A 25,465-nucleotide genomic window follows, 5' to 3' on the forward strand; every position below is an offset into this window, starting at 1 on the left:
CCGAAGCGGAAAATGCAGAGCGAGCACAATACGTCGAGCCGTCCCCATCCCCTTTCCCGAGCCTTCCCCCCGGGTCGGCGAAGGGCATGCGCGAGTGTTGCCGCGCATGCCCGTACGGACCCCGCCGGTGCCCGGGGCCACCACTTTCCACCGCCGGCGAGAGCCGTTCTCGACCATGTCTCTACTCAGGAGTAGCGGAGGGACAGTCAACCAGCGGCCTCGCGCGGCCCGCAATCCCCCCACATGTAGAACTTGGCCCCGGGAATCGCTCACGTCTGTGACAAAGGATCGGCGCGCCCCGGCACCGCCGGACCCACCCGTCGCGCGGGAAGTGACAAGGATCGGCGGCCCTTTTCGGCCATCCTGATTACGCGTAGTGAGCGATCGGGTCCTCGCGCGGTGTCATTCCCCCGCGTCAGAGGGCCGGGTACTCGTGGACGACGACCGCCGCGGCCCCCACCGACGGGTGGCGCTGCAGCACGGCCTCGATCTCGCCGAGCTCCATCCGCACCCCGAAGATCTTCACCTGCCGGTCGACGCGTCCCAGGTACTGCAGGACGGGCCGGTCCGCGCCGCCCGCGCCGGGCGGCAGCAGCCGCACCGCGTCGCCGGTCCGGTAGAGGCGCCCGGCCGCGGCGCCGTCGAAGGGGTCCTTGTAGAAGGCGTCGCGGGTGCGCTCGGGATCGCCCAGGTAGCCGCGCCCGACGCAGGCGCCGCCGACGAACAGCTCGCCCGTCTCGCCGACGTCGCAGGCGGCCCAGCCGCCGTCGTCCCCGCCGTCTTCGAGGCGGCGCAGCACGTACAGCCGCGCGCCGGCGATGGGCGTCCCGATGGGAAGGCGGAGCAGGTCCAGGTCGGGGGCGGTGACGGTGTGGTGGGTGACGTCGTCGGAGCACTCGGTGGGGCCGTAGGCGTTCAGCAGCCCGGCGCCCGGCATCGCCTCCAGCCAGCGGCGGGCCAGCTCGGCGGGCAGTTCCTCCCCGGTGGCGATCATCCAGCGCAGCCCGTCCAGCGCGGAGCCGCCGGCCAGGTCGTCCAGCAGGTGCCTGACCATGGTCGGGACGAGCTCGACGACCGTGATGCCCTGCTCCGCCACGGCGCGCGCGAGGGCCACCGGGTCGTGCCCGACCTCGTCGCCGACCACGTCCACCCGGCCGCCCACCAGCAGCGGGCACAGCATCTGCCAGACCGAGATGTCGAAGCCCAGCGGGGCGGTCTGCGCCACCACGTCCGCGCCGGTCAGCCCCAGGTCGATGATCTTTGCGCGGAGGTGGTTGAGCATCCCCCGGTGCTCGACGACGGCGCCCTTGGGACGGCCGGTGGAACCCGAGGTGAACAGTACGTACCGGGGCTGGTCCGGCGACTCCAGCCGGGCCGGGCCCCGCCACGGCTCGCACGCCGCCGCCTCCCCCGCCCGGACGACCGCGCAGCCCGCCGCGGCGGCGCCCTCCAGCAGCGCGGGCGCGGGCTCGCCCTCGTCCACGACCAGCAGGAACGGCGCGCCCGCCTGCGCGAGCACGTCCCGGACCCGGGCCGCCGGCCAGGTCGCGTCGGCGGGCACGTACAGCGCGCCGACCAGCTCGATCGCCAGGAACGCCGCCACCACGGTCGCGCACCGGCCGCCGCCCACGCCGACGACCACCCCGGGCCCGGCCCCGGCCCGCTCCAGCAGCGCGGCCAGGCGGCGCGCCTCGGCGGCCAGCCCGCCGTAGGTGAGGGTGCGGGCGGCGTCGGCGACGGCGGGACGGTCGCGCCCGGCGGCGATCCGCTCGACCACCGCGATCACGGGATCGTCCAGGCCAGCGGCCTGGTCGCGGGTCATGCCGAGCCGGGCGGCCAGCTCCGCCGCCCGCCGCGCCTGCGCCGCGCCGATCTCCACCTCGGGCAGGTCCGCGTGGTCAAGGAGCCGGGTGGACACGGGTTCGCGAGCGTCCATCATTACTCTCCGTAAGATCGAACTTCTCCACCGTCATCGAGAAAACGGGGCCGCCCGAGCGGGTCGGCATAGCTTATGTCCGGCCCCTCGGGAAGGGCACCGGATTCCCCGTATTCAACGCTCCCGGGCAGTTATGCGGGGTTGCGGGTACAGATCCCCGAAGGTACGGTGAGGCTCCGCCACGGTTCGGTCAGAACCCTGCGGAGAATCATCGGGGGAAGCGGGGAATGGCGAGAAAACTCCACGGCCCCAAAAAATTGTCATTCATCCCGAGGGTGGCAGCGTGCCCATCATCACCGCGCCGCACGAATTCAACGTCGATGACCTCTACGTGGACCTGCGGCAGGTCCTCGGACATCCGATCTACCTCAAGTGCGAGGGCTTCAATTTCGCCGGCTCGGTCAAGCTCAAGGCGGCCGCGGAGATGGTCGCCGCGGCCCGCCGGGACGGGCTGCTGCCCCCCGGCTCCACCATCGTCGAGTCGTCCTCGGGCAATCTCGGCATCGCGCTGAGCGTCATCGCCGCCGCACAGGGTCACCGCTTCCTGTGCGTCACCGACCCGCGCTGCAACCCGGCGTCGATGCGGCTGATGCGGGCGCTGGGCGCCGAGGTCAGGGTGGTGTCGACCCCGGACGCCGCGGGCGGGTTCCTGGAGAGCCGGATCCGCTACGTCCGCGACCTGTGCGCCTCCGACGACCGGTACGTGTGGCTCAACCAGTACGCCAACGACGCCAACTGGAAGGCGCACTACCACGGCACGGCCCCGGCGATCGACCGCCGCTTCCCCGGCCTGGAGGTGCTGTTCGTCGGCGCCGGCACCACCGGCACGCTGATGGGCTGCGCCCGCTACTTCCGCGAGCGCGACCGCCCGGTGACCATCGTGGCCGTGGACGCGGTCGGCTCGGTCACCTTCGGCGGCATCCCCGAGCGCCGCATGGTGCCGGGCCTGGGCACCAGCACCCGCCCGGAGCTGGTGGACGAGTCCTACATCGACGACGTGGTGCACGTGCCGGAGACCGACACGATCCGCACCGTGCACCGGCTGTCGGCGCGGGGCTTCCTGTTCGGCGGGTCCACCGGCACCGTGGTGTCGGGCGCGGTCCGCTGGCTGGAGGAGAAGTACCCCGGCGAGCACCCGGTGACCGTGGCCGTCGCCCCCGATCTCGGCGAGCGCTACCTCGACTCGATCTACGAGGAGAGCTGGCTGCGCGCCAACTTCGCCCCGATCGTGCCCGAGCTGAACCTGCCGGGCACCGACGTCCAGGAGATAGAGATCCGATGACCGAGCCGACGACGCGGCCGCCCTCCTTCGCCGTCATCTCCGGTGAGCAGGTGCACGAGGCGATCGGGGGCCGCGAGGTGCAGGTCACCCGCATGGTGGAGGCCGCCTACCGGCTGCACGGCGAGGGCGCCACCGTCAACCCCGACTCCTACTTCCTGCGCTTCCCCGACCGGCCGTCCTCGCGGATCATCGCGCTGCCGGCCTCGGTCGGCGGCCCGGTGGGCGTGCACGGCATCAAGTGGATCTCCAGCTTCCCGGAGAACGTGGCCGACGGGCTGCCGCGCGCGTCCGCGGTGCTGATCCTGAACGACGCCGAGACCGGCTACCCGTTCGCGTGCCTGGAGTCGTCCATCATCAGCGCGGCGCGGACGGCCGCGTCCGCCGCGCTCGCCGCGACCGTGCTCACCGGACGCCGCGAGCTGCGCGCCGGGTTCTTCGGCGTCGGGCTGATCGCCCGCTACCTGCACACCTACCTGGCCGCGAACGGCTTCTCCTTCTCCGCGCTCGGCGTGCACGACCTGGACCCCGGCCACGCGGCGGGCTTCAAGGGCTACCTGGAGCGGACCGAGACCGCCCCGGTCACGATCCACGACAAGCCCGAGGACCTGATCCGCTCCAGCGACCTGGTCGTCTTCGCCACGGTGGCGGGCGAGCCGCACGTCGCCGACCCGGACTGGTTCTCCCACCACCCGCTGGTGCTGCACATCTCGCTGCGCGACCTGGCGCCGGAGATCATCCTCTCCTCGTACAACATCGTCGACGACGTCGACCACTGCCTGAAGGCCGGCACCTCCCCCCCACCTGGCCGAGCAGCGGACGGGGAACCGCGACTTCGTCGACGGCACCCTCCACGACGTCCTGACCGGCGCGGCCGCGCCGCCCGCGGACCGGACCGTGGTGTTCTCGCCGTTCGGCCTGGGCGTCCTCGACCTGGCGGTGGCCCGCTACGTCTACGACCGGGTGGAGTCCTCGGGCGGCCTGCGGACGGTGCCGGGGTTCTTCCACGAGCTCAAACGCTACGGCTGATCTCCGCCAGAGCGGGCATGCCGCCCTTATGGATGAGAAACGCGGCGACGTCCAGGAGATGAGCGACTTCGAGCTGGTGGTGTACGAGACGGTCGCGGAGATCGACAAGGAGGGCGGGGCCGCCGACATCGGCACGCTCACCGAGCTGATCGAGCGCCCGGAGGAGGAGATCTGGGCGGCCCTGAGCCACCTGGTCTCCGCCAACCACGTCCGGTCCACCTCCGATGGGTTCGTCCTGGGCTCCCACGACTGGGCCCCCTGACCGCGCGGGGTGCCGGGCTGGCCGCCCGGCACCCTGCTGGGGCACAATAATCTAACTAACATCTGTTTGATTTAAGGTGGGCGCATGGAGCTGCAGGTCACGCCGGAGCAGGAGGAGCTGCGGGCGGCCCTGCGGCGGTTCTTCGCCGACCGGTCGCCGTCGGCCGAGGTGCGGCGGCTGATGGAGACCCCCGCGGGGTACGACCCCGCCGTCTGGGAGCTGATGGCGGGGCAGCTCGGCCTCCAGTCGCTGGCGATCCCCGAGGAGTACGGCGGCGCGGGCTTCGGCGTCCGCGAGATCGCGGTGGTGATGGAGGAGATGGGCCGCGCGCTGGTGTGCGCGCCGTACCTCTCCAGCGCCGTGCTCGCCGCCGCGACCCTGCTGGCCTGCGACGACGAGGACGCCAAGCGCGACCTGCTCCCCGGAATCGCCGACGGCACCACGCTGGCCGCCCTCGCCTGGATGGAGAGCGAAGACTGGGACCCCGCCGCCGTGACCATGGAGGCCCGGCACACGCCCCAGGGCTGGATTCTGGACGGCGCCAAGTCCTACGTCCTCGACGGCCACATCGCCGGCCTCGTCCTGGTCGCCGCCCGCGCCGGAGACCGGCTCGCGCTCTTCGCCGTGGACGGCACCACGCTGGCCCGGACCCCGCTGACCACACTCGACCAGACCCGCCGCCTGGCCCGCCTCTCCTTCACCGCAACGCCCGCCCGCCTCCTCACCACCGACGCCGGGCCCGTCCTGAGCCGGGCCCTGGACATCGCGGCGGTCGCCCTGGCGGCCGAGCAGCTCGGCGGCGCCGAACGCACCCTCGAGATGACCGTGGAATACGCCAAGGTGCGGCATCAGTTCGGCCGTCCCATCGGCGGCTTCCAGGCGGTCAAGCACCGGTGCGCCGACATGTTCGTCCAGGTCGAGTCGGCGCGGTCGACGGTGCTGAACGCCGCCGAGGCCGCCGACGAGCGCCCCACCGAGCTGCCCGCCGCCGCCGCGCTGGCCAAGGCGTACTGCTCCGACGCCTACTTCCACGTCGCGGCCGAGACCATCCAGCTTCACGGCGGCATCGGCTTCACCTGGGAGCACGACGCCCACCTCTACTTCAAGCGCGCCAAGTCGTCCCAGGAGCTCCTCGGGCCCCCGGCGCTGCACCGCGGACGGCTGGCCGGACTGGTCGGCATCTGATCGACAATGGTCCGATGCGGACCTCACTTGCGAGACTGGCGAGCGGCAGCATGTTCGGGCTGGCGTACGGCGACGCCCTGGGCGCCCCCACCGAATTCCTCGACATGCGCCGCATCCGGGACCGGTACGGCGCCGCGGGCCCCCGCGAGCTGACCGGCACCCCCGCCCTCGTCACCGACGACACCCAGATGGGCATCGCGGTCGCGCTCGGACTGCTGGACGCCCTGGAGAACCCCCCGTTCACCCCCGACCTGATCACGCCGATGTGGCGGCGCCGGTTCATCGACTGGCTGATCAGCCCCGACAACACCCGCGCCCCCGGCGGCACCTCCATCCGCGCCTGCCGCGGCCTCCAGGACGGCCGCCACTGGCTGGACGCCACCCAGCACAACTCCAAGGGATGCGGCGCCAACATGCGCGCCACCCCCCTCGGCCTGCCGCGCGGCCTCACCGACGAGACCCGCGCCGGCGCCGCGCAACTCCAGGCCGCCCTGACGCACGGCCACCCCACCGGACTCGCCGCCAGCGAACTGACCGCCTTCACCGTGTGGTGGCTGCGCGAAGGCATGGCCCCCGCCGACCTGCCCGCCGCGCTCCGCGACCGCGCCAACGCCCAGCGGCTCACCTACCACGAGCGCTGGCTGTCCGACCTGTGGTCCCGCTGGGGCGTCAAGACCCCCGAGGACTTCATCTCCTACGGCTGGGACGAATGCCTCGGCGTCCTCGACCGCCTGGACGCCGCACTGGCCCGCCCCGACCGCGACGCCGACCCGTGCGAGGCCACCGGCGGCGGCTGGATCGCCGAAGAGGCCTTCGGCACCGGCCTCCTGTGCTTCCTGCTCTTCCCCGACGACCCCGTCTCGGCCATCTCCCGCGGCGCCGCCAGCTCCGGCGACTCCGACTCGATCGCCTGCCTGGCCGGCGCCTTCGCCGGAGCCCGCCTCGGCATGGACGCCTGGCCCGCCGCATGGGCGACCCGCATCGAGTACGCCGACACCCTCGCCAGAATCGGCCGCGCCTGGGACTAGGAGGCCGACCAGCCGGTCCAGTGATCGATCACGATCGCGATGACCGGGCCCTCCGGGGGGCGCCCCCGGTACTGCTCGTAGCGCTCCGCCAGCAGCGCGACCGGTTCCGCCATCTGGGCGGGATCGTCCAGGACGCGGGCGTGACCGTCCACCCGCACCCACCACAGCCGCTCCCAGTCGTCCTCGTAGTGGTCGGCCAGCAGTGACACCCGGGGGTTGGCGCGGATGTTGGCGAGGCGCCTGAGGTCGCGGGTGCTCTTGGGCTTGTGGTCGACGGCCGTGTAGATCATGCCCCTGGCCACGGCGAACGTGACCACGACCAGGTGAGGACGGCCGTCCTCGCCGGCGGTCGCGAGCCGTACCACGGGAACGTCCGCCAACCGGCGCAACGCGTCATCGGGAGTGAGCCGGGCCACCCCAGCAGCCTGCCACGCCAGCGCTACTCGGGCGAGTGGTCGGGCGGAACCAGCCCGCGCTCCACGACCCGCTGCAGCTCCTCCTCCGTCAGCACCCGAGGCTCACCGATCATCCGCGCCCGCACGTAGACACCGCACAACCACTCCAGGAGCCGGGCGTTCTCGTACGCCTCCTCCAGATCCCGCCCCAGCGTGACCCCGCCATGGTTGGCCATGAGGGCCGCGTGCATCCGCCCCCACCTGCCGCCCTCCAGCGCGGCCCGCACGTTGGCGGCCAGCTCCGCCGTCCCGTACGTGGCGTACTCGGCCACCTTCACCACCCCGCCCAGCGCCAGCGAGTTGTAGTGGATCGGCGGCAGTTCCTCCATGGTGGTCGCCACCACGGCCCCGTACGTGGAATGCGTGTGCACGATCGCGGCGGCACCGGACACCTCGTAGATCGCCAGATGCATCGGCGTCTCCGACGACGGGTCCCGCTCCCCCTCGATCAGCTTGCCGTCCAGATCAAGGACCGGGCAGTCCTCCGGCTCCATCCGGTCCAGCATCATCCCGCCCGGCGTCACCGCCACCAGATCACCGGCCCGGACGCTGATGTTCCCGCTGGCCCCGCTCACCAGCCCGCTCTCGGCCATCCGCCGCCCGACCGAACACAACGCGATCCGCGCATCCCGCATCAACATGGACCGAAAATACGACATGCCCCTCGACGCGACCGCGCCGCCGCATCGAGGGGCATGTCCAACAAAGTAGACGCTCGCGGCGTCTAGCCGGTTTCATCCTCGTTACGAGCTACGTACCAGATCTTCCGGGCGCCGGACGCCCAGGACCGCCTCGGCGGCGCTCACGAGCTGGGCCAGCCGGAAGACCTCGGTGCGGTGGAACGGCGGGGCGCCCGTGCGGGCGACCACCAGGACCTGTGTCGCACCGGAGGCGGTGGCGATCGGGCAGAGGGCGAACTGCGTGCCGTCCTGCGCGGTGAACGCGCGCGCCCGTACCGGCTCCAGCGGCGGAAGCTCCATTCCGGCCAGCCCGCCCAGGCTGGCGTGCACGAGCGCGGCGCCCTCCGGGGCGATCTCGGCCAGTCCCGCCCAGTCGGCGCTGAGCAGGGCGGGGACGGCGTCGGCCAGCGTGACCGCGCCGCGTTCCGGCACGGCCGCGAGCTGCCCGATCAGGGCGGCGTCGGGGAACGCGCCCTGCGGCTCGGCGGTCGGCCAGATTCCCACGATGTCGACGCCGGGGATGGAGGCCAGCCCGTCGCAGAGCCGGTCGATCCCCGCGCCGGCCGGCCAGGCGACCGTGAAGTCGTCCAGGGCGCGGCCGTTGTCGCGCTCCAGCACCGCCATCTGGGCCACGTCCGCTCCGGCCGCGCCCAGAATGCGCGCGACCTTGCCGAGGGAGCCGGGCCGGTCCGGCAGCCTCACACGAATCCGCAGCAACATGGGCACCTCCTGTCGTCCAACGGTGCGTTCCACGATGCGGCACCGTCGTTTCCTTCGTGTTACCCCGGCATGTCGGCGTTAAGAAACCCGGACGGATCCGGATCGGACGGACCGGAAACGGGCCGGAGGGGGCCGGAAGTGTGACCGGAACGGAAAGGTCGAGGGTCTACCCTCGTCAGGTGCGGCCCATTAGGGTAACTGCACGTGTCGAGCGCCCGGGATCGCCTAGTCAGTGAGGGGTCCGTCCCCTCCGCAGCGGCACCGCCCCCTGCACCGGCCGAGGACGAGGGCGCCGCCGCGCCCTCTACCGTCGCCGAGGCCGCCGCCAAGCCGGCGCCGCCTCCCGCGCCCCCCGAGCCGGACCCCGATCCCGACGGGCCCGACCCCGTCCGCGACGAGATCATCGAGGCGATCGCCGCGCTGTCGGAGCGGCTGGAGCGCGAGCACGAGCGCGCCGCGCACCGCGAGGCGATCATCGACCGGCTGCACGAGGAGAACCAGGTCCTGCGCCGCGGCGAGCTGCAGTCGGCCTTCGAGCCGGTCCGGGCGGCCCTCTACCGGCTGCACGACATGGCCCGGCGCGAGGCCGCCCGCTGGGCCGCGCCCGAGCCCCCCGGCCCCGCGCACGCCGCCGCGCTGTTCACGGCGGTGGCCGACGAGGTGGCCGACGCCCTGGCCCGCACCGGGGCCGACCGGTTCACCGTGGAGCCCGGCGCGCCCTACGACCCGGTGCGGCACCGTCCCGTGGCGGCCGAGCAGGTCGCCGACCCGGCCGCCGCGGGCACCGTGCTCGCGGTCCGGTCGGACGGCTTCGAACGCGACGGGCGCGTCGTGCGCAAGGCCGAGGTGACCGTGGGCACGGCCGCCGAGGCGGACGGCGCCGGCGGGCCGTTCCTCTCGTCCGGGTCAAGTGGCCTGCGCGAGAACGGCCGAGGCGAGACCATGAGACCCGGGCCGTGCGCCTGAGACCCCGCTGAGCCCAAGATCAGGCGATCGGGAGGTGACTCCCCGCCGCCACCGACATCTGGAAGGGAGCGAGCGCGAGCACCGCCGCGGCCGAGCGCCGGGGCGACGCGCGACTCTGATGGCCGTCTACGGGATCGACCTGGGAACCACGTACTCGTGCATCGCCTCCATCGACGAAGTGGGGCGGCCCACGGTCCTGCGCAACCTGGAGGGCACCGACACCACTCCGTCGGTGGTCTATTTCGAGAGCGGCGACAACGTGGTCGTCGGCGCCACCGCCAAGGACACCGCCGTGCTGGCGCCCGACCAGGTGGTGAGCCTGATCAAGCGGGACATGGGCCGGGACGTGACGCGGCGGATCGGCGGGTTCGACTACACGCCCGAGGAGCTGTCGGCGTTCATCCTGCTGAAGCTGGCGACCGACGCGCGCACCACCGACGGGGAGGAGGCCCGGGACGTGGTGGTGACGGTGCCGGCCTACTTCGGCGCGGCCGAGCGCGACGCCACCCGCAAGGCGGGCCGGATCGCCGGGCTGAACGTGATCGACATCGTGTCCGAGCCGATCGCCGCCGCGATCACCTACGGGGTGCTGAACCCCGAGGGCGACCGCACCATCCTGGTGTACGACCTGGGCGGCGGCACGTTCGACACCACCGTGATCTCGCTGCGCGGCGGGCACATCGAGGTGGTGTGCACCGACGGCGACCACGAGCTGGGCGGCGCCGACTGGGACGCCCGGCTGGTGGAGTACCTGGCGGAGCGGTTCCGCTCCGAGCACCAGGACGCGAGCGACCCGCTGGACGACAAGCAGACCGAGCAGCAGCTGCGCCGCGACGCCGAGGACGCCAAGAAGGCCCTCACCACCCGTACGGCGCACACGGTCCGGGTGATGCACGACGGCCGGGTGTCGGCGGTCGAGGTGACCCGGGAGCGGCTGGAGGAGCTGACCCGCGACCTCCTCGACCGCACCATCGAGATCACCGGCCGGACGCTGGCCACGGCCGCCGACAAGGGCGTGGAGGACTACGACGACCTGGTGCTGGTGGGCGGGTCGACGAAGATGCCGGTGGTGATGGCGCGGCTGGAGACCGAGCTGGGGCTGAAGCCGCGGCTGCAGGATCCGGACCTGGCGGTGGCCAAGGGCGCGGCGCTGTACGCGTTCGAGGAGACCTACCGGCGGCTGCTGGCGGCCGGCGACCAGGACCGGGCCGAGGAGATGGCGGGGCGCGCGGGGCTGTCGGCCGACCAGCAGCGGCAGATCGCGGCCCGGCAGATCCGGACGGTGGCCTCGCACGCGTTCGGGATCGTGGTGGTCGACCGCGAGTCGGGCGCCGAGCACGTCGCGCATCTGGTGCACGCCAACGACGAGCTGCCCGCGGCCCGTACCGAGGACTTCTTCACCGTCTACGACGACCAGACCTCGGCCGACATCCGGGTGATGGAGCAGGCGGGCAGCGTGGAGTCGGCGGAGCTGATCGACAACACCGAGATCGCGACCGGCGACATCCGGGTCCCGCCGGGCAAGCAGGCGGGCTGGCCGATCGGGGTGACCTTCGAGCTCGACTCCTCGGGCCTGCTCAACGTCACCGCCGTGGAGAAGGAGACCGGGGAGCGGCTGGAGTTGAAGGTCGACGTGGGCGGCATGTCGGAGGAGGAGGTCGAGAAGTCCCGCCGCGCCCTCTCCAAGGTCCAGGTCACCTGATCTCCCCCGCCCCATGAGCCGCCGAGCGGAGGCGAGGCCATGAGCCGCGAGCGGCCGCGCGGCGGCTGGACCGAGGAGCGCAGGGAGCGAGGGACGAGCGACCGGAGCGACGAGGGAAGCCGCCGCGAAAGAACGGCCGCGAGCCGCCGAGCGGAGGCGAGGCCATGAGCATGGACGATGCCGTTTACCAGCGGGAGGTGCTGGAGCCCGCGCGGGCGGCGGGGGATCAGCCGCCGGAGGATCTGCGGGTGCGGTACGCGCTGCCCGATCCGCTGACGGCGCCGGCGGTGGCGGCGCGCGTCAAGGAGGTGCGGCAGTGCTGGCGGCGGGCGCGGGGGCAGCTGAAGTACCGGAAGCTGATCGACCGGCTAGAGGCCGAGCACCGGGAGCTGGCGCCGCTGTTCGCGGCGGCGGAGCGGGGTGATCTGCGGCCGCTGGCCGAGCGGCTGGCGGGCGGCCGGGAGCGGACCCGGGAGCGGCGGGCGCAGGCGCGGGCGCGGCTGGCGGACGCGGCGGGGATGCTGCGGACGGTGGCCCCGGCGGAGGTGGAGGGGATCGCGCGGACCTCCGGGGTGGCGCGGGCGGAGCTGGAGTCGCTGGCGGCGGCCGACCGGATCGAGGTGCGGGAGCCGGACCGGCTGCCGGCGGCGGCCCCGTACGCGGCGTACCGGAAGGTGCGGGAGTCGCTGGACGTGCTGGGCCGGCGGCATCTGGCGGACTTCGTGTTCGGGGGGCGGCTGCGGGGTCCGATGCGGGTGCTGCAGGGGTTCGCGGCGCCGGGTCCGGGCGGGCGGCCGCTGCGGCTGGACGCGGAGGCGGTGGCGGCGACGGCGGCGGAGTGGGCGCGGCGCAGCCGCGACACCAGCACCACGCACGCGGACACGGTGCTGGCGGCGCTGCGGTCGGGCGCGGATCTGGCCGAGCTGGTGCGGTACGACGTGGTCGACCGGTTGCGGGAGCGGTTGCGGCAGCGGGCGTCGGAGCGGGCGCTGCTGCGGCACGCGCTGGAGGATCTGGGCGTCGACCGCGACGACGCGCACCGGCTGGTGTTCGCGGTGCTGCGGGAGACGGGTCCGGGGGGCGACGGGGGGCTGTCGGGGCGGTTGCGGGCGCTGCTGGACGCGGGCGAGGTGTACGCGGCGGCGGAGCTGGCGGAGGCGGCGCGGGTGCCGGTGCCGCCGGCCGGGGCGCCGCGGGCGGGCGGTGAGCCGGAGGAGGCGCAGGTGCTGGCGGCGGAGGCGCGGCACCGGGTGGACACCGCGGTGCGGTTGCGCGAGCACGCGGTGGCGGCGGACGATCCGGACCGGGCGTGGCTGCTGCTGGCGGACGCGTTGCGGCTGGTGCGCGATCTGCCGGGGGCGCGGGAGCACCAGCGGCGGCTGCCGCCGAAGCCGGTGCCGGGGCTGCGCGCCGACATCGACGGGACGGGCGCCGCGGGCGCGGTGGTGCGGTTGTCGTGGGAGCCGTCGCCGTCCACGGCGGGCGAGGTGGCCTACCGGGTGGTGCGGTGCCGGGATCGTCCGCCGCGGGGCGCCGGGGACGGCGAGCCGGTGGAGGGCGGGCGCGATGACCGGCCGCCGGTGAACGTCCCGCTGTACTACGGGGTGGTCGCGGTGCGGGGCGAGGCGGCGGCGGCGCCGGCGGTCGCAGGGCCGGTGGTGGTGCGGCCGGAGCCGGGCGAGGTGGAGATCGTCCCGGGCGACGGGGTGGTGACGGGCCGGTGGCGGTGCCCGGCGGAGGCGGTGCGGGTGGTGGTGGCCCGGGAGGGGCGGCCAGTGCCCGCGGGCCGTGAGGGTTTCGAGGAGCGGGTCCCCAACGGGGCCGCGCACCGCTACCGCGTCTCGGCCGTCTATCTCGACGGCGACGACCGGGAGGTGGTCACGCCCGGGGTGCGGGTGACGGTGACGCCGAGCGCGCCGCCGGAGCCGGTGTACGAGCTGTCCGCCGAGCCGGAGCCGTCCGATCCGGGGCTGCTGCGGGTGCGGTTCGAGCGGCCCCGGCACGGGGAGCCGGAGCTGGTGATGCTGGACCGGTCGCCGCCGTGGCCGCGCAGCGCGCTGGTGCCGGTGGAGGACGTGCGGGCGGCGAGCCGGCGGCTGGCGGGCGTCCCGGCGACCGGGGGTCTGACGGTGCGGCCGGGCGGGTCGGGCTGGCTGCTGGCGGTGACGGTGGCCGAGGGCAGGGCGGCGGTCGGCGCGTACCACCGGCACGTGCATCTGCCGCCGCCGCGCCGCCTGGTCACCGAGCGCCGCGGCCGGTACGTGCACGTGGGGTTCGACTGGCCGGCCGAGGTGGCCGAGGTGGAGCTGGTGTGGCGGGGCGGGCCGGGCGGTGCCGCCGGGGCGGCGGGGCGGGAGGTCGTCAGCCGCGCCGCGTACGGGACCCGGAGCGGGATCCGGGTGGAGGTGCCCGAGGAGCTGCCGGTGGAGGTGTCGGTGGCGGCGGCCGGGACGGTCGGCGGCGCGCTGGTGACGGGGCCGCCGGTCACGGCGCGGGTGGATCCGCGCGTCCTGGTCCACTACGACCTGGAGCGCGGCGGGTCGCGGCGGCGGCGCTCTCTGACGATCAGGCTGGCGTGCGCGCGTCCGCTGCGGATCCGGCGGCTGCTGCTGGTGCGGCGGGACGGGCCGGTGATGCCGAACCGGGCGTCGGACGGCGAGGTGGTCGCCGAGTGGGAGGGGGTGCCGGTGCCGGGCGAGCTGTCGGTGGCGCTGCCGAGGGACGGTGCGGCCGGGGACTGTTGGCTGCGGTGCTTCGCCGAGGATGATGTCATCGAACTGCGCGACCCGCCGGTTCGCCGTCTCCAGGTCTCGAGGTGAGGCTGCCGTGTCGTTGGCGTCTCGGGTGCCGCTCCCCGGCGCGCGTGCCCGGCAGGGGCTGACCTGCCCGTATTGCTTCGCGGTGGTGGCGCCGCAGCGGATCCCGTACCGGTGCCGGGGGCGGGCGGGCCGCCGCCAGGGGTGCGAGCCGGTGCTGGACGAGCCGCTGGCCGAGTATCTGGGGTCGACGGCGGGGGCGTCGCTGCCGCCGGTGTTCGCGGCGCCGGGCCGGCGGGGCGCCGCCGCGGGACGGGCGGACTGCCCCGACTGCGGGCAGGCCACCGGGAACCGGGTCTGCCCGGAGTGCCACAACCCGCTGCCGCCCGCGTACGTGGACTCGCCGGGGCGGATCGTGGCGCTGGTCGGCGCCAAGAACGCGGGCAAGAGCACCTACATCGCGGTGCTGCTGCACGAGCTGATGAACCGGATCGGGACGGAGCTGGACGCCTCGCTGGTGGCCTGCGACGACCGGACGATCGAGCGGTACAAGCGCGACTTCGCCCGGCCGCTGCTGGAGGAGCGGCGGCTGCTGCCGACCACGGCCAGCGCGGCGACCGGTCCGCGCGAGCCGCTGGTCTACCTGCTGACCCGGACCCGCCGCGCGCGCTCGGGGCCCCGGCTGGCGCCGGGCCGGCTCGCGGCCGGGCGGCCGCGCACCGACTCGCTGGCGCTGGTGCTGTTCGACACCGCGGGCGAGGATCTGCGCAGCCGCGAGGTGCGCGATCTGCACCTGCGCTACCTGGAGGCGGCGGACGCGATCATCTTCCTGGTCGATCCGCTGGAGCTGCCCGGTGCCCGGTCGGCGCTGGTGGACGCGGCGCCGCACCCGCCGGCGCCGGGCGACGACCCCGACAGCGAGCCGATCAACATCATCGCCCGGGTCACCGAGGCGCTGCGGCAGCGGCACGGGGCCCGTCCGGGCGAGCGGCTGCCGGTGCCGGTCGCGGTGGCGCTGACCAAGATCGACGTGTTGCGGCCGGGGCTGACCCGGCAGTCGGCGCTGCACCGCTCGCGGGACGGCGCGGGCGTCCTGGACCTCGACGACCGGGAGGCGGTGGACGCGCAGGTGCGGTCGCTGCTGCACGAGTGGCAGGCCGGGCAGCTGGACACCTACCTCGGCCAGCAGTACGACGAGCACGCGCTGTTCGGCATCTCGGCGCTGGGCGGCGTGCCCGAGGACGGCCGGGTGGGCGCGGGCGGCGTGCGGCCGTACCGGGCGGAGGATCCGCTGCTGTGGCTGCTGCACCGGTTCGGGATGCTGGACGGGGTCCGTCCCGGCGCGGGCGGCGGGCCGTCCGGCGCGCGGGGACGGTGAGGGCGGCATGGCCTGGCAGCTCCACTACACCTCGGCGCGGCGGGGTCCGACGGGCCGCGCCGGTTTCCAGTTCGTCGCCGAGACGCCGGGGCTGCCGGAGGGGACCCGGGCCGGGGTGACGCCGTACCTGTCGTACCGGCCGCCGCCGGGTGCGCCGCTGTCGCCCGACGACGCCGAGGTCGACCGGTTCCCGGTGGCGCTGCTGTACGACCGGGTGGCGGGGCGGCCGCTGCTGCTGCGCTGCCGGTACCTGGGCCGCGACTACAGCGGGCGGTACGGCAACTTCTTCGCGCACGCGGTCGTGGCCGAGGAGGAGGAGCTGGAGGGGCTGCGTCCCGCCGAGCTGTGGCACGCGCCGCTGTGGACGGACCGGCCGCTGGACGGCGGCGGCGCGGCGGGCGCCGTGCTGCCCGAGCTCGACGAGCTGTCCCCCGGCCCGGACTCCGATCCCGAGTCGCTCGCCCGCTGGCTGGCCGAGCAGGGCGGGCCCGGTGACGCGTACGCGCTGCTGGCCCGGCTGATGGACGCGGTGGCCGGGGTGCTGGCGCGGGGCCACGGCCGGGTCGTGCTGGTCGCCGAGGACGTGGAGCCGATCGCCCGGTGGATCGCGGTGGTGTCGTACTCGCTGCCGGTGGCGGCGGCGGCGCGGATGTCGTTCGTGACCTACAGCGCCGATCCCGACGGCGCGGCGCAGCGGCTCGTCGGCACCACGCCGGACGTGTGGGCGTCGGCGCAGCGGCACACCGAGCACGCCTTCCACGTCGGCGGCCGCGGGCTCCAGGGCGGGCCGCCGGTGAGCCGCTTCGCCCGTACGGTCGCGGCGTGCTGGCGCGACTTCGACTTCGCGGGCCTGGACGCGCTCGGCGAGCTGGGCGAGCTGGCGCCGCCGGGGGCGCGCGCCGCGCCCGAGGTGCTCGACCGGGCGGCGGCGCTGCTGTCGCTGTGCCGGGGCGACCGGACGGTGACGCCGGAGGAGGAGGCTGCGGTCGCGGACCTGCTCACCCGCAGCGGCGGGAACGTCCCGGGCTGGGTGTGGCGGGAGCTGGCGCAGGGCGCGCCGGCGATGGGGCTCGATCTCGCGCTCGCCGTCCACGGGCGGGCCCGCGGCGCCGGTCCCGCGCGGCCGGAGGGGACGTCCACGACCGGCGGGGCCGGTCCGCCCGCGGACGCCGGGCCGGGGCCCGCGGTCACGGCGGCGCTGGTGGAGGCGCCCGACCTGGGCGAGGTCGCGCGGATCGCGGCGGCGGCGTCCGATGCGGGCGTGGCGGTCGATCCGGGCGAGGCGCGGGCGGCGGCGGAGCGGTGCGCCCGCGCCGGTGCCGCCGACCTGCCCGCCGCGCTGGGCCGCGCCCCGGCCGGGCTGCGCGAGGCGCTGCTGGACGGCGTCCTGGCCGGGCTGGCCGCGGCCGATCGGGAGGCGCGGCGCGCGGTGCTGACCGGGGCCGCCTGCGATCTGCTGTACGAGGACCTCGGCCGGTTGCCGGCCGTCCCGGAGGTGGCGCTGCCGGTGCTGGTGTCGGTCGGCGGGCGGCGTCCCGCGCTCCGCGCCGCGGTGACCGGTGAGCTGCTGCGGCTGGCGGCGGCGCGGCCTGAGACGGCCGGGAACGTCGACCGCGCGCTCGACCGGGTCTGGAAGGCGCCGCCGACCGCGGACGGCTGCCTTGCGCTGCTGGAGGCCCATGAGGAGGCGTTCGCGGCCTACGGCGCTCTCGCCGCGCTCCCGGCCCGCACGTTCGCCCGCCTCGCTTACGGCGCCGGCGCGGACACCGGTAACGGCACGGCGCCGGAGGGCGAGGGGGAGCTGTCGGCGCCCGCGACGCTGCGGCTGGCCGCCCGCGTGCGCGCGACGCTGCCCGGTGACGGCGAGGCGGCCCGCGCCGCCACCGCGATCCAGGCGTACACCGACGCCGTCACCGCCGAGCGCCCCGAGCACGCCGCCGCCGCGCTGGACGCCCTCGCCTCCTCGGGCGCGCCGCCGCGGCTCGCCGAGGAGCTGCTGGCCGCCGCCGCGCACCGGCTCACCCGCCGCGGCCCGCGGTTCCGGGCGGCGCTCCTGGCCGGGCTGGCCGGCCCGGAGCGGTCCCGGCTGGCCGGCCTGTGGACGGCGGCGCTGCCCGGCCGCGCCCGGTCCGGCCGCTCCCCGGTGCGCGGCGCGGAGATCGCGCGGCGCAACGAGCTGATCGAGGTGGTGCTGCTGCTGCGGCGTCGCGGCGTCGCCGAACCCGCGCTGGAGACCTGGGCGCGGGCGGCGGCCGCGCGCTGGCTGTCGGCGCGGCAGCTGGACGCGCACTTCGCGGGCGACCGGGAGCTGCGCGCCGCCCTCAAGGACCTGGTCGCCGAGGCGCGGGGACGGGGTGAGTGAGGGATGCATCCCGTCGTCCTGCTGCTCCTGGCCGCCGCCTGGGTGGGCGCCATGTGGCTGGGGTTCGCGGTCGTGTTCCCCGTGCTGTTCCCCGCCACGCTCGTCATCGCGGGCGCCGCCGCGCTCGGCCTGTACTACCTGCACGCGTGCCGCACCCTGGGGCCGTCCACCGCGAAGGGCCCCTCGCCCGTGGCCGAGCCCGAGATCTCCTACCGGCACTACCTCCTCTCCCAGGTGTGGTGGGACTGGTGGGCCATCGCCCGTACGGTGGTCCCCCGCGTCTGGAAGACCGCCTCCGGCATCGTGGTGACCCTGACCAAGACGCTGATGGGCGGGCCCTGGGGGTTCTTCGCCCTCCCCATATGGCTGGCCCTCTGCGCGGGCATAGCCGCGGCCGCGATACCGGCCGCCGCCATAGGCGCGGCCCTCACCGTCCTGTACGGGGCGGTCGCCGCCGTGGGCCTGGCCACATGGCTGGTGTGCGTGTTCGTGCTCGCCGCGGTGGAACGCCTCTCGATGGCCTACGCGCGCATCCTGCAGACCTGCCCGCACCCGTTCTGCTACGAGAAGATCGCCCTGCCCGTGTACGAGTGCCCGGGGTGCGGGGCGCGGCATCCCCGCCTCACCCCCGGCCCGGCGGGCGCGTTCCGGCACGTGTGCCGCTGCGGCGCCCGCCTGCCCACGACCGTGTTCCTGGGGCGCTTCCGCCTGGCCGCGTACTGCCCGCACTGCAACGGCCGCCTCCCGGAACGGATCGGGCGCGTACGGGTGGAGCCGCTCCCCTTCGTGGGCGGCCCCGCCGCGGGCAAGACGACGTTCATGATCCTCGGCATCCGCGCCCTGCACGTCCGTGCCCAGGCCCTGGACGGGCGGCTGGCGTTCGTCGAGCAGCGCCACGCCCAGGCGTACGCGATCGCGATCGAGGAGTTCCAGCGCGGCGGCCGTCCCGCCAAGACCGGGCCCGAGCTGCCCCTGGCCACCATGGTCGACATCGACCTGCCGGGCCGCGCCCGCAGGATCCTCTACCTGTTCGACCCGGCCGGGGAGCACTACACCGGCGCCACCGAGGTCGAGTCGCTGCGCTACCTCGACCACGGCGAGGCCCTGCTGTTCGTCGTCGACCCGTTCGCGCTGCCCCAGGTCCGCGCCGCCCTCACCGCCGAGGAGCGTGACCGCGTCGACCGTTCGGCGGCCTCCTCCGACGAGGACCCCGCCGACACGCTGCAGCGCGTCCTGAACGGCCTGCGCTCCCGCCCCGACCGGGGCCGCCAGAAGCGGGTGGCGGTCATCGTCACCAAGACCGACCTGCTGGCCGCCACCGAGATCGGCCGCGTCCCCGGCCGCGACGACGCCCCGGAGGGCGAGAGACTCGACGGGGACGGGGCGCTGCGCGCCTGGCTCGACCACGTCGGCCTCGGCAACACCGTCCGCGCCCTCGACCAGGTCGCGGGCGAGGTCCGCTACTTCGGCTCCGGGCTGGCCACCGACCCCGACGGCGTGGCCGACCTGCTGGCCTGGGCCTCCGGCCTGCCCGCCGACCGGAGGCAGCCCGCCGGCGCGGACTCCGCCGCGGATCGGGGCGCGGATCCCGGCGGCGAGCTCCCCGGCACCGCGCCGCTGCGAGCGCCCTGGCCGGTGCGCGGCCGCGACGCCACCCGCGTGCCCGCCGGATACCAGGCGGGCCGCTGGGCCGTCCTGGTGGGGCTGTCGGTCCTCACCGTCGCCACGCTGACCGGCGCGGTCGTCGCCGCCGCCGAACGCTTCCCGTTCCCGTACTGGGCGCCCTTCTGAGGCCCTCCCGGCGGGACGGGTTCAGCGGCGGCCGACGGCGGCGAACAGGAACGTCCCGGCCGGGTCGACCGCGTGCGCCGGATCGTCCGGGCCGCCGTCCGGCCACCACTCCGGCGCGTACACCAGGCCCGGCTCCTCCAGCTCGAAGCCGTCCATCAGCACGGCGATCTCCGGGCGGGAGCGCAGCGCGATCGACGCCGTGGACGCGTCGTACACGGTCCGGGCCGTCCCGGCGGCCTCGGGCCGGTTGCCCTCGCTGGTGACGTGGCTGAACACCAGCGCGCTGCCGGGCGCCATGCGCGCCCGCAGCAGCCGCACCACGCCCGCCGGGTCCTGCTCGTCGGTCACGAAGTGCAGCACCGCCAGCAGCAGCACCGCCACCGGCTGGGAGAGGTCGATCAGCTCGCGCGTCGCCGGGTCGTCCAGGATCGCCTCGGGATCGCGCACGTCGCCCTGCACGACGGTCACGCCCGGCGCCGAGGCCAGCAGCGCCCGCCCGTGCGTCACCACCACGGGATCGTTGTCGGAGTAGACGACCCGCGCGCCGGGGTCGACCTCCTGCGCGACCTCGTGCACGTTGGGCCGGGTCGGCAGCCCCGACCCGAAGTCGACGAACTGGCGGATGCCCGCCTGGGCCAGCCGCCGCACCGCGCGCCGCAGGAACGCCCGGTTCTCCCGGACGGTGATGAGGGTCTCCGGCGCGGCGGCCAGCAGCCGCTCGGCGGCCTCCCGGTCGGCGGCGTAGTGGTCCTTGCCGCCGAGCAGGTAGTCGTAGATGCGGGCGACGTTGGGGACGCTCGCGTCGACGCCCGCGATCGTCCCGCCGCCCCGCTCCTCCATCGCCGTCACCGGACCGCCGCCCCGCCGGCGTCGACCGGGACCTCCACGGGCCGGTGGATGACCGCCTCGCCGATCCACGGGACGGCCGTGGCCGGGCCCGCCAGGCGCAGCCCCGGCAGCCGGGTCGCCAGCGCCCCGAACGCCTCCTGCAGCTCCATCCGGGCGAGGTTGGCGCCCAGGCAGTAGTGCGGGCCGTGGCCGAAGCTGAGGTGGTGCCGGCGCGCACCGTCCAGGCCGCCGTCGGCGTCGCGCTCGCCGGCGAACCGCGTCACGTCGAAGCGCTCGGGCTCGGGGAAGATCTCGGGGTCCAGGTTGCCCGCGGGCAGCAGCAGGAACACCGCCTCGCCGGCCTCGACCACCCCGGCGCCGAGCTCGACGCGCTCGGTCATCCGGCGCAGCACCCCGTAGCCGCCGGGGCCGTCGTAGCGCAGGATCTCCTCGACCGCCGCCGGGACCAGGCCGGGGTCGGCGGCCAGCGCCGCCCACCGCTCGGGGTGGCTCAGCAGCCGCAGCGCGCCCCGGGAGATCTGCGCGGCTGTGGTCTCGTGCCCGGCCAGGATCAGCCCGAACACCAGGCCGACCAGTTCGTCCTCGCTGAGCCGGTCGCCCTCGTCGCGGGCCTGCACCAGGACGTCGATCAGGTCCTCGGGGCCGTCGCCGGAGCGCCCGCGGTGGTCCGCGACCAGCTCCGCCGCGTACCCGGCGAACTCCATCGCGGCGACCATGCGGTCCTCGGCCGAGGCGTCGGCGGTGGACAGGAACAGCTCCGTCCAGCGCCGGAACCGCGGCTGGTCCTCGGCCGCCACGCCCATCAGCTCGCAGATGACCAGGCTGGGCAGCGGGAAGGCGAAGGCCTCCACCAGGTCGACGGGGGCGGGCCCGGCGGCGATCCGGTCGACCAGCTCCGCGGTGATCTCGCGGACCCGGGGCCGCCAGCCCTCGATCTGGCGGGGCGTGAACGTCCCCGACAGGATCCGCCGCAGCCGGGTGTGCTCGGGCGGGTCCTGGTTGAGGATGGAGGTCGGGTTGTCCTCCAGGCTCATGCCCTTGGTCAGCCGCGGGGCGCCCTCGTAGCGCAGGTTGCGGCTGGCCGCCGAGTGCGCCAGCACGGTGCGGATGTCGTCGTGCCGGGCGATCGCGCGGATCCGGTCGCCGCTGGGCAGGGTGAGCGGCGCCAGCGGGGCGGTCGCGTGCCGCTCGGCGAAGCGCGGGGACGGCGGTCCCAGCTCGCCCGGCGGCAGCTCCGGCCAGGCCCAGCCCAGCCGGCCCGCGGCGGGGATCGTCGCGTGCGGGTGGTGCGCCTGCTCCGGCACGCCCTCTGACTGCGGGGGCATCGCGTTCCTTTCACCGTCGGTCAGCCAGGATCCTATGACGATCACCATGCCCCCCGTCCCGGCCGAACCGAACGGCGCTCGCGTGGTTTTGGCCACTTGAGGACGCCTTGCTCGATGTCCGAGATGCCCCGGATGTGACGCACCCCACTCCCTGACGAGGCAGATAACGGACCGTCATCCGGTTTCACCCCAGTGGGACCTGGACCGACGCGGAACGGCGCGTCCTGCCCCGGCCCGGTCCCGGGAACGCGACAGAGAGGTGACGACATGGCGACCGCGCCCGACGAGACCCGGCCGGCCTCCCCCCACCCGATCCTCGACGAGGCGGCGCAGGACCTGCTGTTCCGCGAGGCCCGCACCGCCAACAGCTTCACCGCCGAGCCGGTGACCGACGAGCAGGTGCGCGCCATCTACGAGCTGGTCAAGTGGGGTCCGACCGCGATGAACAGCCAGCCGCTGCGGCTGGTGCTGGTCCGTTCCGCCGGGGCCCGCGAGCGGCTCCTCCCGCTGATGTCCGAGGGCAACCGCGCCAAGACCGCCTCCGCCCCGCTGACGCTGATCGTCGCGGCGGACGGCGACTTCCACGAGCACCTGCCGGCCACCTTCCCGCACCGGGCGGACGCGCGGGAGTCGCTGGCCGCGCACCCGGGACGGGAGCGGATCGCGCACTTCAACGCCAGCATCCAGCTCGGGTACCTGATCCTCGGCATCCGCGCGCTCGGCCTGGCCGCCGGGCCGATGGCCGGGTTCGACGCGGTCGGCGTGAAGAAGGAGTTCCTGGGCGACACCAACCAGGAGCCCGTCGCCGTGGTGAACATCGGCCGTCCCGGGCCCGACGCCTGGTTCCAGCGCAACCCGCGCCTGGACTACGAGCAGGTCGTCACCACCATCTGACCGGTCCTCCCGGTCCCTCCCCCGACGCTGCCCCCTCCCCGACGCTCGACGGAGTTGCCCATGTCGCAGGCGGTCTCGCGCCCCGGTCCCCCGGCGACGCGCCCGGACCAGACCGCGGACGCCACGCCGGGCCGGCCGCTGCGGATGATCTTCATCCTGGGCGCGCTGACCGCGGTCGCGCCGCTGTCGATCGACATGTACCTGCCCGCGCTGCCGCAGCTGACCGAGGACCTGTCCACCGACGCCGTGCGGACCCAGCTCACCCTGACCGCCTGCGTGGTGGGCCTGGCCGTGGGGCAGGCGATCGCCGGGCCGCTCAGCGACGCCTTCGGCCGCCGCCGCCCGCTGCTGATCGGCGTCGCCGCGTACGCGGTGGCGTCCCTGCTGTGCGCGCTGGCGCCCACCGTGGAGACGCTGATCGCGCTGCGGCTGGTGCAGGGCGCCACCGGCGCCGCCGGGATCGTGATCGCCCGCGCGATCGTCCGGGACCGCTACGACGGCGCCGCCGCGGCCCGGTTCTTCTCCACGCTGATGCTGGTCAACGGGCTGGCGCCGATCCTGGCGCCGGTGCTGGGCGGCCAGCTGCTGCGCGTCACGCCGTGGCCCGGCGTGTTCGCCGTGCTCTCCGGGATCGGGGTGGCGCTGTTCCTGGCCGCCCTGGCGGGGCTCCCGGAGACCCTGCCGGCCGGGTCGCGCGCAGGCGGGGGCGTGCGCGCGACCCTGGCCACCTTCCGCGGGCTGCTGGCCGACCGGGTCTTCGCCGGGTACGCGCTGGCGCTCGGGCTGTCCTTCGCCTCGATGTTCGTCTACATCTCCGGCTCGCCGTTCGTGCTGCAGGACCTGTACGGGCTCTCCCCGCAGGCGTTCAGCCTGGCGTTCGGGATCAACGCGGTCGGCATCGTCGCCGCGGGCCAGGTCGGCGGGCGGCTGGCCGGGCGCGTCCCGCTGCGGCGGCTGCTGGGCTGCGGGCTGGCGGTGGCCGCGGCCGGCGGCGCCGCGCTGCTCGCGGCCGTGCTCGCCGGGGCCGGGCTCGCGATCGTGCTGCCCGCGCTGTTCCTGGTGGTCGCCGCACAGGGGATGGTCCTGCCGAACGCCACGGCCCTCGGCCTGACCGGACGGCCGCCGCGGGTGGCCGGCAGCGCCTCCGCGCTCCTCGGCGTCGCCCAGTTCGCCATCGGCGGCGCGGCGGCGCCGCTGGCCGGGCTCGGCGGCACGGGCACCGCGGTCCCCATGGCCGCCGCGATCGCCGCGCTGGTCGCCGGCGCCGCCCTGGCGGCCGGGATCGTCGCCCGTCCCGCAACGGTTGCGTCACAGGACTGACCGGTCGTACGGTCGGTAGGGTGATCGTCAGAATCGGCTTCATGCCCGCGCCCGCCCCGCCCGACCGGGACGACCTCACCGCCTTGGTCCTGGGACTGGAGCGCGAGGGGTTCGACTCGCTGTGGGTCTCCGAGCGGCCCACCGGCCCCGCCGGCGACCCGGTCGTCGCCCTCACCTACGCGGCGGCGCTCACCACCCGGATCAAGCTCGGCACCGCGGTGATGGCGCTGCCCGGCCGCCCGCCCGCGCTGGTGGCGCAGGAACTGGCCTCCCTCGACCTGCTCTCCGGGGGACGGCTGCTGCCCGCCTTCGGGCTCGGCGTCCGCGGCACCGCCGAGCAGCAGGCGTTCGGCGTCCGGCGCGAGGACCGCGCCGCGATGCTGGAGGAGGCGCTGCCGCTGCTGCGCCGCTTCTGGGCCGAGGACGAGGTCACCCACCACGGCGCCTTCTACGACTACGACGGGCTCCGCCTCACCCCCAAACCGGCCGCGCGGGGCTTCGACGTGTGGCTGGGCGGCGCGTCCGACGCCGAGCTGCGCCGCACCGGGCGGCTGTCGGACGGCTGGCTCGCCTCGTTCACCACCCCCGCCGAGGGGGAACGCGGGCGGCTGCTGATCCGGCGGACCGCCGCCGAGGCCGGACGGGAGGTCGAGGAGGAGCACTTCGGCGCGGTGATCCCCTACCGCCGCGGGCCCGTCACCCCCGAACTGGAGCGGCGGCTGTCGGGCGCCGCGCGCCGCGTCCACGGCCCCGCCTCGCCCGACGACGTCGCCCCCGCCCTGGAGGACCTGGAGCCCCACCTCAAGCGGATGGTGGAGGCCGGGCTGTCGAAGTTCGTGCTGTTCCCGCTGGCCCCGGTGCGGGACTGGGACGCCGAACTGGCGGACGTGCGCGACGCCGTCCTGCACCTCCAGACCCGCAAGCCCTAATCGCCGGCCGGGCGGAGCGCGGCGAGCACGAACGCCGAGACCTCCTCGGCCAGCTCGGCCGCGCTCTTGGGGCCGTCCGCGCGGTACCAGTGCGGCAGCTGGTTCACCATGCCCAGGGCGACGATCGTGACCGTGTCGGCCGACGCCCCCGCCGCGAACACCCCGTCCCGCTGGGCACGTTCCACCAGCTCCCGGAACCGCACGTGGTAGCGGCGCCGGTCGGCCCGCACCGCGTGCATCCGGTCGTGGTCGAGCCGGTGCATCTCGCGGGCGAACACCTTCGCCTCGTCGACGTGCTCGGCGGTGCTCTCGATCAGCTCGATGATGATCGCCCGCACCGTCTCCGCGGGCGGCCGGCCCGCCGCCAGCGCCCGGTCCAGATCGGCCAGCTGCCGGGAGATCAGCGAGTGGTAGATCTCGTAGAGCAGGTCGTCCTTGGAGTCGAAGTAGTGGTAGAGCGCGCCCTTGGTGACCTCGGCCGCCGCCACGACCTCCTGCACGGAGGTGCCGTCGAAGCCGCGCTCGGCGAACAGCCGGACGGCGGCGTCCAGGATCCGCCGCTCGACCGCGCTCCGCCGGACGGCGGCGGCGCGCTCCGGTCCCGCCATGCTCTCGTGTC

Annotated in this window: 21 protein-coding genes; 14 read left to right on the top strand and 7 right to left on the bottom strand. The window is 75.2% G+C overall.

The genetic code is table 11. From position 1 onward, the window contains the following. Window positions 1–415 precede the first annotated feature (415 nt). Complete coding sequence (locus tag ACZ466_RS04165) at window positions 416–1,939, bottom strand: amino acid adenylation domain-containing protein (protein ID WP_464042852.1); 1,524 nt, start codon at window positions 1,937–1,939, stop codon at window positions 416–418. A 280-nt stretch (window positions 1,940–2,219) separates the two neighbouring features. On the opposite strand from ACZ466_RS04165, the gene sbnA reads away from it, so the two are divergent. The 5 genes from sbnA to ACZ466_RS04190 all read left to right on the top strand — a co-directional run bounded on the left by sbnA (window position 2,220) and on the right by ACZ466_RS04190 (window position 6,719). After that, on the top strand, window positions 2,220–3,218 hold the full coding sequence (gene sbnA / locus ACZ466_RS04170) for a 2,3-diaminopropionate biosynthesis protein SbnA (protein ID WP_378291532.1): 999 nt from the start codon (window positions 2,220–2,222) through the stop codon (window positions 3,216–3,218). Further along, window positions 3,215–4,306, top strand: a complete 1,092-nt coding sequence (locus ACZ466_RS04175) for a 2,3-diaminopropionate biosynthesis protein SbnB (RefSeq protein ID WP_464042854.1) — start codon at window positions 3,215–3,217, stop codon at window positions 4,304–4,306. Before sbnA ends, ACZ466_RS04175 begins: the two co-directional genes overlap by 4 nt. Then, a complete protein-coding gene (locus tag ACZ466_RS04180; protein WP_378291528.1) occupies window positions 4,273–4,506 on the top strand; it encodes a hypothetical protein in 234 nt (77 codons plus the stop codon). Before ACZ466_RS04175 ends, ACZ466_RS04180 begins: the two co-directional genes overlap by 34 nt. 84 nt (window positions 4,507–4,590) lie before the next feature. Continuing rightward, window positions 4,591–5,691 carry an acyl-CoA dehydrogenase family protein gene (locus ACZ466_RS04185; protein WP_378291526.1) on the top strand — a complete coding sequence of 367 codons (1,101 nt, stop codon included), beginning with the start codon at window positions 4,591–4,593 and terminating at the stop codon, window positions 5,689–5,691. A gap of 14 nt (window positions 5,692–5,705) precedes the next feature. Beyond that, a complete protein-coding gene (locus tag ACZ466_RS04190) occupies window positions 5,706–6,719 on the top strand; it encodes an ADP-ribosylglycohydrolase family protein (RefSeq protein ID WP_378291524.1) in 1,014 nt (337 codons plus the stop codon). Here the strand turns inward: ACZ466_RS04190 and ACZ466_RS04195 are convergent. From ACZ466_RS04195 to ACZ466_RS04205, 3 genes are all read right to left on the bottom strand, one after another. Beyond that, window positions 6,716–7,135: a TIGR03668 family PPOX class F420-dependent oxidoreductase gene (locus tag ACZ466_RS04195; protein WP_378291522.1), complete on the bottom strand. Its 420-nt coding sequence runs from the start codon at window positions 7,133–7,135 to the stop codon at window positions 6,716–6,718. The two genes, ACZ466_RS04190 and ACZ466_RS04195, sit on opposite strands and share 4 nt — an antisense overlap. Window positions 7,136–7,158: 23 nt before the next feature. Beyond that, complete coding sequence (locus tag ACZ466_RS04200; protein WP_378291520.1) at window positions 7,159–7,815, bottom strand: class II aldolase/adducin family protein; 657 nt, start codon at window positions 7,813–7,815, stop codon at window positions 7,159–7,161. A 102-nt stretch (window positions 7,816–7,917) separates the two neighbouring features. Beyond that, on the bottom strand, window positions 7,918–8,574 hold the full coding sequence (locus ACZ466_RS04205; protein ID WP_378291518.1) for an ACT domain-containing protein: 657 nt from the start codon (window positions 8,572–8,574) through the stop codon (window positions 7,918–7,920). A 204-nt stretch (window positions 8,575–8,778) separates the two neighbouring features. On the opposite strand from ACZ466_RS04205, the gene grpE reads away from it, so the two are divergent. The 6 genes from grpE (at window position 8,779) to ACZ466_RS04235 (ending at window position 19,529) form a co-directional block, all read left to right on the top strand. Beyond that, window positions 8,779–9,540, top strand: a complete 762-nt coding sequence (gene grpE, locus ACZ466_RS04210) for a nucleotide exchange factor GrpE (protein ID WP_378291516.1) — start codon at window positions 8,779–8,781, stop codon at window positions 9,538–9,540. Window positions 9,541–9,658: 118 nt separating this feature from the next. Beyond that, window positions 9,659–11,242 (top strand): Hsp70 family protein, encoded by a 1,584-nt coding sequence (locus ACZ466_RS04215; protein WP_378291514.1) that lies wholly within the window; start codon window positions 9,659–9,661, stop codon window positions 11,240–11,242. A 164-nt stretch (window positions 11,243–11,406) separates the two neighbouring features. Then, complete coding sequence (locus ACZ466_RS04220) at window positions 11,407–14,061, top strand: hypothetical protein (RefSeq protein ID WP_378291512.1); 2,655 nt, start codon at window positions 11,407–11,409, stop codon at window positions 14,059–14,061. Window positions 14,062–14,068: 7 nt separating this feature from the next. Beyond that, window positions 14,069–15,376, top strand: coding sequence for a hypothetical protein (locus tag ACZ466_RS04225; RefSeq protein ID WP_378291510.1), 1,308 nt, complete (start codon window positions 14,069–14,071; stop codon window positions 15,374–15,376). 7 nt (window positions 15,377–15,383) lie between these two features. Continuing rightward, entirely contained in the window at window positions 15,384–17,738 is a 2,355-nt protein-coding gene (locus ACZ466_RS04230; RefSeq protein ID WP_464042858.1) for a GAP1-N2 domain-containing protein, read from the top strand. Window positions 17,739–17,741: 3 nt separating this feature from the next. Beyond that, window positions 17,742–19,529 (top strand): TRAFAC clade GTPase domain-containing protein, encoded by a 1,788-nt coding sequence (locus ACZ466_RS04235; protein WP_378282148.1) that lies wholly within the window; start codon window positions 17,742–17,744, stop codon window positions 19,527–19,529. 21 nt (window positions 19,530–19,550) lie between these two features. Here ACZ466_RS04235 and ACZ466_RS04240 read toward each other — a convergent pair whose 3' ends face one another. Both ACZ466_RS04240 and ACZ466_RS04245 read right to left on the bottom strand, forming a co-directional pair. Continuing rightward, entirely contained in the window at window positions 19,551–20,369 is an 819-nt protein-coding gene (locus ACZ466_RS04240) for an SAM-dependent methyltransferase (RefSeq protein ID WP_378282154.1), read from the bottom strand. Between the two features lie 5 nt (window positions 20,370–20,374). Further along, entirely contained in the window at window positions 20,375–21,703 is a 1,329-nt protein-coding gene (locus tag ACZ466_RS04245; protein WP_378282147.1) for a cytochrome P450, read from the bottom strand. Between the two features lie 267 nt (window positions 21,704–21,970). On the opposite strand from ACZ466_RS04245, the gene ACZ466_RS04250 reads away from it, so the two are divergent. The 3 genes from ACZ466_RS04250 to ACZ466_RS04260 are packed head-to-tail and all read left to right on the top strand — an operon-like array spanning window position 21,971 to window position 24,846. Next, window positions 21,971–22,597 carry a malonic semialdehyde reductase gene (locus ACZ466_RS04250; protein ID WP_378282146.1) on the top strand — a complete coding sequence of 209 codons (627 nt, stop codon included), beginning with the start codon at window positions 21,971–21,973 and terminating at the stop codon, window positions 22,595–22,597. Between the two features lie 60 nt (window positions 22,598–22,657). Next, the gene (locus ACZ466_RS04255) at window positions 22,658–23,917 is read left to right on the top strand and encodes a multidrug effflux MFS transporter (RefSeq protein WP_464042861.1); all 1,260 of its coding nucleotides are present in this window, start codon (window positions 22,658–22,660) and stop codon (window positions 23,915–23,917) included. 20 nt (window positions 23,918–23,937) lie between these two features. Further along, a complete protein-coding gene (locus ACZ466_RS04260) occupies window positions 23,938–24,846 on the top strand; it encodes an LLM class flavin-dependent oxidoreductase (RefSeq protein WP_378282145.1) in 909 nt (302 codons plus the stop codon). Here ACZ466_RS04260 and ACZ466_RS04265 read toward each other — a convergent pair. Next, window positions 24,843–25,454, bottom strand: coding sequence for a TetR/AcrR family transcriptional regulator (locus tag ACZ466_RS04265; RefSeq protein WP_378282144.1), 612 nt, complete (start codon window positions 25,452–25,454; stop codon window positions 24,843–24,845). The genes ACZ466_RS04260 and ACZ466_RS04265 overlap by 4 nt on opposite strands. Window positions 25,455–25,465 lie beyond the last annotated feature (11 nt).

The sequence above is a fragment of the Actinomadura rugatobispora genome (genome assembly GCF_055379765.1).